This window comes from Rhizobium sp. L43 (assembly GCF_002531725.1).
Lineage (GTDB): Bacteria > Pseudomonadota > Alphaproteobacteria > Rhizobiales > Rhizobiaceae > Rhizobium.
This window is the reverse complement of record NZ_NWSQ01000060.1, coordinates 1-9,694: the sequence shown is the minus strand read 5'-3', so window position 1 is coordinate 9,694 and position 9,694 is coordinate 1. Positions and strand designations below refer to the sequence as shown.

Annotated in this window: 8 protein-coding genes and 3 pseudogenes; 2 read left to right on the top strand and 9 right to left on the bottom strand. The window is 58.3% G+C overall.

Features of this window, described 5'->3' with window-relative positions; all coding sequences use genetic code 11:
- Positions 1-101 precede the first annotated feature (101 nt).
- Positions 102-1,622 (bottom strand): annotated as a pseudogene (locus CO667_RS33910) (IS66 family transposase); the annotation flags it as partial.
- Positions 1,619-1,819 carry a transposase gene (tnpB, locus tag CO667_RS33905; protein WP_245424677.1) on the bottom strand — a complete coding sequence of 67 codons (201 nt, stop codon included), beginning with the start codon at positions 1,817-1,819 and terminating at the stop codon, positions 1,619-1,621. The gene tnpB (CO667_RS33905) and the pseudogene CO667_RS33910, both read right to left, overlap by 4 nt.
- A 526-nt stretch (positions 1,820-2,345) precedes the next feature.
- Between tnpB (CO667_RS33905) and CO667_RS33900 the strand changes: the two genes are divergently transcribed.
- Positions 2,346-2,774, top strand: a complete 429-nt coding sequence (locus CO667_RS33900) for a helix-turn-helix domain-containing protein (protein ID WP_245424676.1) — start codon at positions 2,346-2,348, stop codon at positions 2,772-2,774.
- A gap of 292 nt (positions 2,775-3,066) precedes the next feature.
- On the top strand, positions 3,067-5,184 hold the full coding sequence (locus CO667_RS33895) for a recombinase family protein (RefSeq protein ID WP_096772313.1): 2,118 nt from the start codon (positions 3,067-3,069) through the stop codon (positions 5,182-5,184).
- Here CO667_RS33895 and tnpB (CO667_RS36455) read toward each other — a convergent pair.
- From tnpB (CO667_RS36455) to CO667_RS33860, 7 genes and pseudogenes are all read right to left on the bottom strand, one after another.
- Complete coding sequence (tnpB, locus tag CO667_RS36455; RefSeq protein WP_348627820.1) at positions 5,155-5,388, bottom strand: IS66 family insertion sequence element accessory protein TnpB; 234 nt, start codon at positions 5,386-5,388, stop codon at positions 5,155-5,157. The two genes, CO667_RS33895 and tnpB (CO667_RS36455), sit on opposite strands and share 30 nt — an antisense overlap.
- Positions 5,389-5,566: 178 nt before the next feature.
- The gene (locus CO667_RS35200) at positions 5,567-6,028 is read right to left on the bottom strand and encodes a hypothetical protein (protein WP_141399586.1); all 462 of its coding nucleotides are present in this window, start codon (positions 6,026-6,028) and stop codon (positions 5,567-5,569) included.
- Positions 5,967-6,212 (bottom strand): annotated as a pseudogene (locus CO667_RS33880) (transposase); the annotation flags it as partial. The gene CO667_RS35200 and the pseudogene CO667_RS33880, both read right to left, overlap by 62 nt.
- A gap of 383 nt (positions 6,213-6,595) precedes the next feature.
- Positions 6,596-7,390, bottom strand: a complete 795-nt coding sequence (istB, locus tag CO667_RS33875) for an IS21-like element helper ATPase IstB (RefSeq protein WP_096772310.1) — start codon at positions 7,388-7,390, stop codon at positions 6,596-6,598.
- Positions 7,380-8,900 carry an IS21 family transposase gene (istA, locus tag CO667_RS33870; protein WP_141399585.1) on the bottom strand — a complete coding sequence of 507 codons (1,521 nt, stop codon included), beginning with the start codon at positions 8,898-8,900 and terminating at the stop codon, positions 7,380-7,382. Before istA ends, istB begins: the two co-directional genes overlap by 11 nt.
- A gap of 72 nt (positions 8,901-8,972) precedes the next feature.
- The gene (locus tag CO667_RS33865; protein ID WP_096772308.1) at positions 8,973-9,308 is read right to left on the bottom strand and encodes a hypothetical protein; all 336 of its coding nucleotides are present in this window, start codon (positions 9,306-9,308) and stop codon (positions 8,973-8,975) included.
- A 188-nt stretch (positions 9,309-9,496) separates the two neighbouring features.
- Positions 9,497-9,619: pseudogene (locus CO667_RS33860) on the bottom strand (transposase domain-containing protein); the annotation flags it as partial.
- Between the last annotated feature and the right edge of the window lie 75 nt (positions 9,620-9,694).

Here is a 9,694-nt window from a genome sequence, read left to right as displayed (position 1 = left end):
CCAAACTGGCTCGGAACGCACGGTTTGCCGTTCCTGCCAGAAGACGCACTCGGCATAGTTCGCCGGTCGGCATAAACTGCCTTATGCCGCGCGCGGCATAATGCCGTCATGATCAGCGTGGCCATGAAGGCGGCACGATCAGCGCCACGATCCGATCCGGCGAAGAGCCATGACTTTCTTCCGAGAGCAAAGCCTCTGAGCGCGCGTTCGGCGGCATTATTCGTCAGGCAAATCCGGCCGTCTTCGAGGAAGGCCGTGAAGCCGTTCCAGCGCTTCAACATGTAGTCGATCGGCTCAGAGACAGGAGAACTGCGCGACAGCTTTGCCCGCTCAGTTTGGAGCCAGTCATGCAGTTCTTCGACGAGCGGCTGGCTGTCTTTGCGGCGGCGCTCCTGGCGCTGCTCGGGGCTAAGACCGTTGATCTCCCGTTCGATATCGAACAGGGCATCGATCCGTTTGACGGCCTCCAATGCCATCGGTGAGATCGGTCCGGCTTTGCTGCCACGTTTGGCGTTCGTGGCAATGTCGGCCAGCACGAAGAACTTGCGGCGCGAATGTGCCCAGCAGAGTGCTTGGCGCAGAGGCGCGGGATCGCGATCTGCTTTGAACAGCGGGTTATAGCCGCCATAGGCATCCGCCTGCAGAATGCCGGTGAAGGTCTTCAGATGTCGCTCTGGATGCTCCTGCCGCCGATCCCGAGAGGAATAGTAGAGGGCGGCGGGCGGTGACTGTCCGCCGAACGGCCGATCGTCCGGAACGTAGGTCCAGATGCGGCCGGTATCGGTCTTTCCCTTCGCCAGGATCGGCACGGTCGTGTCGTCGCCATGCAGCCGCTCGGCCGCCAGGACATGGGCCTCGATCAACGAATGGATGGGCTTCAGGGCTGCGGCACACGCGCCGACCTGATCGGCAAGCGTCGACAGGCTGAGATCGATCCCCTCTCGGGCATAGCGCTCGCTTTGGCGATTGAGCGGCTGATGCTGCGCGAACTTCTCAAACAGGATCATCGCCAGAAGGTTCGGGCCGGCAAAGCCGCGGGGTGTCACATGGAAGGGTGCTGGCGGCTGCGTGATCTTCTCGCACTCGCGGCAGGTGAACTTCTACCGCACCGTCTGGATAACCTTCCACTGACGCGGAATGACCTCCAGGGTCTCGGTGATATCCTCGCCGAGCTTCGACAGCTTGGCCGATCCACAGCATGGGCAACTGGATGGGGCGGCAATAACGACGCGCTCGCGCGGCAGGTGTTCAGGAAAGGGCTTGCGTGACGGACGCTTGCGCTCGAAGGCCCTGACGGTCGAGCTTTTGGCAACCATCTCTGCCGCGAGTTCGTCTTCGCCGGCATCAGCTTCGAGTTCTTCGAGTTGCAGTTCCATCTGTTCGAGAAGCCGCGCCTTGCGCTCAGAGCGGCTGCCGTAAAGCTCTCGGCGGACCTTCTCGATCTCCAGCTTCAGCCGCGCGATCAGCGCCTCGGAATGTGACACGAGCGCTTTTGCGCTGGCAGCTTCCGCCTTGGCTGTCGCCGCTTCCACCTCGGCAGCAACACGCAGCGCTCGCTCTTCGGCCAGCAGTGCGAGCGCACTGGCAAGGTCATCTGGAAGCTGGTCGACAGGGCTGTTCATGGCGAGATGGAATCATATTCGCCCCCGCTATTCCAGTATTTTTGCTCATCCGACCGAGGTTGGTCGCAGGTCTTTTGCGGCATCCGCCAGTCGATACCTTCCAGCAAATAACCGAGCTGCCCAGGCGTAATCACGACCGTTCCATCGGCCGCCGACGGCCATATGAAACGTCCACGTTCCAACTTCTTGTACCTCACAACAGAATGCAGCCACTGCCAACGCAGATACGCAGTTAGTGCGGGTAACGCATCCGTTTCATCCTTTATTCCCACGACAGTTGCCGTGCATCGGCAAGCGCTACAACCGGCATGGTGAACGCCTTTTGCTGCAGACCGAGGACGCCACTGTTTGGTCGGTTCCTCCGCAATGGACTGATCTTGTGAGCCTGGATCCCGAAGTCGTCATGAGCAACGGACGATTGCTCTTGCGGATTGTCGACTTAATGGAGTTGGCCACTCTGGTGGAGCGCCTTTCGAGCAAATCGAGCCCGCGCTGACGCGCTGAAGTGTAAAGGTAAATATGTCGCATCTGTAAAGTGGATTATGCCGCAAGAGGTCGTTTTTATGAGATGGTACGCCTGCAAATACGAGATATCGCGTCAGATAGACCATAAACATCGCCTTGACGAGGTAGCAGAATGCGGCATAATTAGCATTACGCTAACGCCGCTTCATGTCCTCGGAGCCATTGATGTCTGCGAAGTACGAGAGCAAGCGCACAAAGATGGATGTCCTCATCGAAGAGGGCACGTTCAATCCCACCCCCGAGAAGGTGCGCGATCCAAAGTTTCGGGGCAGCGAGTTCTTCGATCCGCACGACGCCGTGCAGGTCAAATACGAGATGCTGCGTCGCGTGTCCATCGACAAGGTGTCGGTGACGGAGGCCTCCGACGAGTACGGTGTTTCCAGGCCAACCTATTACCAGGCCAAGGTGAACTTCGACATGGCCGGGATTGCCGGACTGGTGCCGACAAAGCCGGGCCCCCGCGGTCCCCACAAGATCGACGACAAAGTCCTGGCATTTCTGCAGGCGCAGACCGCCCCAGGAGAACCCGTTCGCGCCCGGGAACTGGCCAAGCTGCTCCGCCAGGAACTCGATATCGAGCTTCATCCCAGATCGATCGAGCGGGTTCTAAAAAAAAGCGACACGTAAACATTGCCGCGACGGCGGCATGCCCGACCCAACCGTCGACCATCGCGTCCCAGTACGAGGTATTGCGCAAGGCCGCCTTCGGCGCAGCGCTGCCACTTATGGCCCGTAGCGGCCTGATGCTCTTTCTGCGCCGGGGCATGTGGGGATGGGCTCAGGCGCTGACCGCAACAGCAGTCACCCCGCCAGAGCAGAATTACCCATCGTCAATGGCTTGGCCGCTGCGCGGCGGACACAGCGCCGTCGTTCACGTCCTTGCGACAATCGCTATGAGCACCAACGATCGGAGGTCACCATGAATGTACATCTCAAAGTCCAGCCTCATCACCTCGAACGTGGCGCCTACCTCTACATCCGCCAGTCTTCCATGCGGCAAGTCGTCGAGAACGTCGAGAGCGCCAGGCGGCAATATGCGCTTCGGGGACGCGCTGTCGCCCTCGGCTGGCGCGACGAGCAGATTATCGTCATCGACAACGATCAAGGAGAGTCCGGTGCATCGGCGGTGTGGCGCGAGGGGTTTCAGCGGCTGGTCAGCGACGTCGGCATGGGACATGCCGGGATCGTCATGGGCCTGGAGGTCTCGCGTCTGGCGCGCAACAATGCCGACTGGCAGCGTCTGCTGGAGATTTGCGCCCTTGCCGACACCCTGATCCTCGACGAGGACGGCGTCTATGATCCGGCAAGTTTCAACGACCGGCTCCTGCTCGGCCTCAAGGGAACAATGAGTGAGGCCGAACTGCATGTGATCAAAGCCCGGCTACGCGGCGGCATTCTCAACAAGGTGCGGCGCGGCGAGTTTCGTTGCCTCCTGCCGACTGGGTTGGTCTATGACCATTTCGGCAATGTGACGCTCGATCCAGACATGCAAGTCAGAGAAACGATCATTCATTTCTTTGAGATGTTCTCTCGCCTCGGGTCCGCCTCCCAGACCGTCAAGGTCTTTCGCAATGAAGGCCTATTGTTTCCATCGCGCCTACACAACGGCGGCACGCTGTTTCGGCCGCTGACCGCATCGACGGCGATGCGTGTCCTGAACAATCCGCGCTACGCTGGCGCCTATACCTATGGCCGACGACAGTTTCGACGCACCATCGACGGCAAAAAGACTCTGCGTGCGCGCGACATTGATGACTGGCCGGCCTGCATTCCCGATGCTCATCCCGGCTATATCAGCTGGGAGCGACATCAGGAGAATCTGAAGATCCTCAAGGCGAATGGCCGTGGATTTGAAGCGGCACGAGCTTCAATCCCAAGGGAGGGACCGGCACTGCTGCAAGGCCGGGCCGTATGTGGGCAGTGCGGCAGCCATCTTAGGGTTCGCTATGCGGCGCGGCGTGGCCGGCAGGAAGCCTGGTACATTTGTAATCGTGCCCGCATTTATCGTGGGGAGCCTATGTGTCAGTCGATCGCCGGGCCTCCCGTCGATGAAGCCATCGGTATGCTGATTGCCGAGCAAATGACGCCGGCGGCCGTCGAACTCGCTCTCGAAGTCCGCAAGGAGATCCAAGCCCGGCATGAAGAAGCAGACCGGCTGCGCTGTCGCGCAATCGAACGCGCCCAAACGGAAGCCGAGCTCGCTCAGCGCCGCTTCATGCTTGTCGATCCTAGTAACCGCCTCGTCGCCGACACGCTCGAAGGTGAATGGAACGAGAAGCTTCGCACGCTGGCCAGTGCCCGCGAAGAGCGCGAACGTGGCCGAGAGCACGATCAATTCATCCTCGATAAAGCTGTCCACGAACGGTTAGTCGCGATGACGGCCGACTTCAACCAGCTCTGGAAAGAGCCGGATACCCTAAGCCGCGAACGCAAGCGATTACTGGCCCACATCATTGAGGATGTCACTCTCTTAAAGCTGCCAGCGGAAGGAACCACCAAGCTTCACGTTCGCTTCAAGGGCGGCAAAATCCAGACGCTCACCACCATGAACCCAAAATCCTCTCCTCAGCAGATCAAGACAAAGCCCAGTATCATTGAACTGGTCGATAGGCTTCTCGACGATTACATTTATCCCGAGATCGCCGAGATTCTAAACGAGCAGGGACATCGCCCAGGTGGAACCGCACGTCGCGGCTGCCAGGACGCCCGCTTTACACCCCTCAAAGTCGCCTATCTCATCCACGAATATAAGCTGCGATCACGATATGATCGACTGCGACAGCGGGGAATGCTGACAAGACAGGAAGCGGCAGCGCATCTCAATATCAGCGAGCAAACCGTCGCCAGATGGGCCAAATTTGGCCTCATCACCAGACATGCCTATAACGGGCACTATAGCCTGTACGAAATCGCCGATGGAGACCTGCCGCAAAAGCAATGCAGCCGATGGAACCCCCTCAAGAATCGCGCTGCTGCGTATCGAGAAACGCAAACTGAGCCAAAAACATCAACTGGCGAGGAAAGAGGTGTAGTATGAACGCCGATCGTTCGTGAACAGGCAGGCTCCCTGACCATCATGCCAGATGACCTTGATCAGGCCGCCGCCACGCCCGCGGAACACGAACAGGCGCCCACACATCGGAGTTAGCGCTGTTTGCCTCGCACCTTGACCGTGCGCGTATTGCTGTTTCGAGTAATACCGCTGTGATAGAGATGGCAACGATGCGCCACTTGCGGACATTTCGTAAAACATGACTGTTCCCACCATGACAAAAGGTACACTACGATTTTTCTTTGATTTTGGGGCTGGCGGATGCTTGTGGGCGGGTGATGATGCTACCCGATCCAAATTAGGCGTCGGACCGCTTGATGCGACCGTGTATGACCTTCAAGGGGATGTCGCACTTCCCCCCCGGCTTTTATTGCCAAGCAACGTTCACTCGCTCATCAACCGTCTTGATCAAGAATATCTTAGCTACCTCAACCCATTGTATCCACCTGATCCAAGCCTCTGGACGCAAGCCAGGTGCGACCGCTTCAATAGCGATGTGGACCAGCTTCTGCTTTTGCTTCAGGTCGAGTTGGGTACCAACTTCGTGATTATCGATCAGCAGAAACGCCATGCCGAGGACCGGGCTCTTGGCGAATTCCTGGCCGCGAATCCCAATCAGAAGCCAATGCCCTAGAAATAGTCGGGATGGCGGTAATGGGCCGATACCATTGATAAAGTCGCGTCGAGATCGTGCGGCAGCATCTGGATTGCGGCTGGCGCGCCAAGGTGTAGCTCCCTTTATGCTGGTTTCGGCATCGGCGTCGGGATTAGCTTTGTAGCTTTGCGAGTTTCCGGAGGTTTTGGGCTGCGGCTGCGAGGTGGAACTCATCTCTAGCTCCATTCGGCCCTCGTAGTCGCAAGCGATCCAATCTGAGGATGCGTTTGAGGTGAGCAAAGAGCATCTCGACCTTTTTCCTCTCCCGCCTCGAAGTGACATAGGCTTCCGTTTTGGCGATATCGCGAGCCATGTCGCGAGCGCCCTCATGGATGGAGCGTGGTATTTTGCGCGCCGGGGGGGGGCGATGTCACGTTGTTTCATCAGTGATGGAAGAGTAAGCGGGGTCCCGGTCGCACTCGATCAAGATGCTTTAGGCGTTTCGAACTGTCTTGCGAGGCCGGGGACGACTGCATCGCGCCAATTGCAGTCCTACTCTAGCTTTTCGAAGCCGGGCATAAAACCAATGAGGGGCTCGCTCTTAATGTCTCTGACGCTTGTCGCATCTGAGCGCCATAAGCCGATGCCCATTGCTCAGGCGTGAAATCTGGAACCGGGCGAATGCCTTCGATTATGGCGACTGTATCATCGTGCTTGAGCAAGAATGTCTGTTGGTTTCCACGCGGAACTGAGCCGGTTTTTCCACCGAGAAGTGAGCCACCTCTAAGTATGGTTTTCTGATCATGCTTTGGTCAATGGGTTGGCCTTTTCTCCTCTCTTTTGTGCCGCGGCGGCCGAGCTGGCTTTGAAGCGGAAGCTGTCGTTCCCGGTTTCCAGGATATGGCAACGGTGGGTCAGGCGATCGAGCAGAGCGGTCGTCATCTTGGCGTCGCCGAAGACCGTGGCCCATTCGCTGAAGCTGAGATTGGTGGTGATGATGACGCTGGTGCGCTCGTAAAGCTTGCTCAAGAGGTGGAAGAGCAGCGCTCCACCCGAAGCACTGAACGGAAGGTATCCCAGCTCATCGAGGATCAGCAGATCGAGGCGAACCAGTGTCTCGGCGATCTGGCCTGCTTTTCCTTTGGCCTTCTCCTGCTCGAGCCCATTGACCAATTCGATGGTCGAGAAGAAGCGGACCTTTCGGCGATGATGCTCGATCGCCTGGACACCGAGGGCGGTCGCGACATGTGTTTTGCCTGTGCCCGGCCCGCCGACAAGCACGATATTCTGCGCTCCGTCGATGAACTCGCATCGGTTTAGTTGGCGCACCGTCGCTTCGTTGACTTCGCTGGCGGCGAAGTCGTATCCGGAGATGTCTTTGTAGGCCGGGAAGCGGGCAGCCTTCATATGATAGGCGATGGAGCGGACCTCGCGTTCGGCCATTTCGGCTTTCAGCAATTGGGACAGGATCGGCACGGCTGCATCAAACGCTGGAGCCCCTTGCTCGATCAGGTCCGTGACGGCTTGAGACATGCCATACATCTTCAGGCTACGCAGCATGATGACGACGGCGGCGCTGGCAGGATCATGACGCATGACGACCTCCTACGATCCGGACCCGCAGACCGTCATAGCGTTCTACATTGGCCTTGGGTTCAAGCAGCAAGGTCAGCGCCTGTGGCGTGTCGATGTCAGGACCATCAGTCGTCTTCCCATCGATCAGACGATGCAGCAGGTTCAGCACATGCGTCTTGGTCGCGACGCCTTGATCCAGAGCCAGTTCCACAGCCCTGACGACAACCTGTTCGTCGTGATGAAGAACCAGAGCGAGGATGTCGGCCATCTCCCGATCACCACCGGGGCGGCGAAGCATCTGATCCTGCAGTTGTCGAAAGCCCGGCGGCAATTCCAGGAAGGGTGCGCCATTGCGCAAAGCACCGGGCTTGCGCTGGATGACGGCAAGGTAATGCCGCCAGTCATAAATCGTCCGTGGTGGTTTGTCGTGGCTGCGTTCTATGATCCGCGGATGTTCGCAGAGGATATTGCCCTCGGCTGCAACGACCAGCCGCTCGGGATAAATCCGCAGGCTGACGGGCCGGTTCGCAAATGATGCAGGCACACTGTAACGATTACGCTCGAAGGTGATCAAGCATGTCGGTGAGACGCGCTTGCTCTGCTCGACGAAGCCGTCAAACATGGCGGGCAATGCCATTAAGGCAGGCTGCTCATCACCCCAAACATCTGCGATCGAACCGGACAAGGTGCCATGCGGTGTCTCGCGCCACAGGTCCTGGCAATGCTGTTCCAGCCATGCGTTCAACGCCGCTAAATCTGGAAAGTCCGGCATCTGTTGCCACAGCCGTGGTCGGGCATCCTGGACGTTCTTCTCGACCTGGCCTTTCTCCCAGCCTGCGGCGGGATTGCAGAACTCGGGCGCAAAGACGTAGTGGTTCGTCATCGCCTGGAAGCGGACGTTGACCTGCCGTTCCTTGCCGCGGCCAACACGATCGACCGCGGTCTTCATGTTATCATAGATGCCGCGACCAGGTACGCCGCCGAACACGCGGAACCCGTGCCAGTGAGCGTCGAAGAGCATCTCGTGCGTCTGCAGCAGGTAAGCTCTGACCAGAAAGGCGCGACTGTGTGATAGCTTGATATGGGCGACCTGAAGCTTCGTGCGCTCGCCGCCGATTACGGCATAGTCCTCACTCCAATCGAATTGGAATGCTTCGCCTGGGCGGAAAGACAGCGGAACGAATATGCCGCGGCCCGCCGTCTGCTGCTCAACCCGCCACTCACGGGCGAACGCGGCGACCCGTCCATAGGAGCCGGTAAAGCCGAGAACCACCAGATCGGCATGAAGCTGCTTCAGCGTTCGGCGCTGCTTGCGCGACCTTCCGGCCTCGGTCTGCAGCCAGCCAGCAAGTTTGTCGGCAAAAGGATCAAGCTTGCTCGGTCGTTCCGGTACCGTGAACGTCGGCTCGATCGTACCGGCACTCAAATACTTCGCGATCGTGTTGCGTGACAGTCCAGTGCGCCGGCTGATCTCGCGGATCGACTGCTTCTCGCGCAGCGCCATCCGACGGATGATGTTTAAAAGTCCCATGTGGATCACTCCGTTGCCCCCGTCGCTCTCCGCGTTGGGGGAAGGTTCACATGGCTCAATTCTCAATGGAAATTATGCGCCTAACCGGCTCAGTTCTGCGTGGAAACCAACAAATGTCGTAACAAGGTTCCCTTTTGGCAATGGCGAGGACATGGAAACGCGATGCGAACCGATATCCTCAAGGGTGACATTCTCCATCTGGACCCGATACGCCGCCCCGTCGAAGGCGACGAAGTTGCCGTCTCGAATGGCCCAGAATGGCCCCTCACATCCAGTCCCAATGTAGTGAAGTTCGCTTTCGGCAAATTTGCTCACTACTGCGGTCGCCCTGTTGTCCGAGCACGAAGCCGCCACGAGAAGGCCAGCAAAAAGCACACAGCGAAATAAGCGATAATGAATCTGCTGCACGCTCCGCCTCTCTGGAACTGTATTGGTTAGCGCCGAACGGCCACCTGGGCAGGGTAACGGTGATCAAGAAACAGGTCGTTAAAGGCACAGGATCAATTTTACCCAGTTCCTGGAGACCGAATCTAGAGCCAAACACATAGCTGCGTCGTCGTTTCGCTAACGGGCCGACGAAAGCCTTCAAACACCCATTATGCTAAGGAGTAATTCCACGGCAGGAGACCCTCAATCTGGCGCTGCTTGTGACCGTTGGCAATGGCGGTGAGTGTGCAGGTCAAATAGGCAAGCGGATCGACAGTATTGAGCTTACACGTTTATGCCGACCGGCGAACTATGCCGAGTGCGTCTTCTGGCAGGAACGGCAAACCGTGCGTTCCGAGCCAGTTTGG

What these genes read in the sequence shown, in the direction of transcription:
- CO667_RS35200 (WP_141399586.1), bottom strand. Translation starts at nt 6,028, where the DNA reads ATGAGTTCCACCTCGCAGCCGCAGCCCAAAACCTCCGGAAACTCGCAA.
- CO667_RS33895 (WP_096772313.1), top strand. Translation starts at nt 3,067, where the DNA reads ATGAATGTACATCTCAAAGTCCAGCCTCATCACCTCGAACGTGGCGCC.
- CO667_RS33900 (WP_245424676.1), top strand. Translation starts at nt 2,346, where the DNA reads ATGGATGTCCTCATCGAAGAGGGCACGTTCAATCCCACCCCCGAGAAG.
- istA (WP_141399585.1), bottom strand. Translation starts at nt 8,900, where the DNA reads ATGGGACTTTTAAACATCATCCGTCGGATGGCGCTGCGCGAGAAGCAG.
- istB (WP_096772310.1), bottom strand. Translation starts at nt 7,390, where the DNA reads ATGCGTCATGATCCTGCCAGCGCCGCCGTCGTCATCATGCTGCGTAGC.
- tnpB (WP_348627820.1), bottom strand. Translation starts at nt 5,388, where the DNA reads ATGTCCGCAAGTGGCGCATCGTTGCCATCTCTATCACAGCGGTATTAC.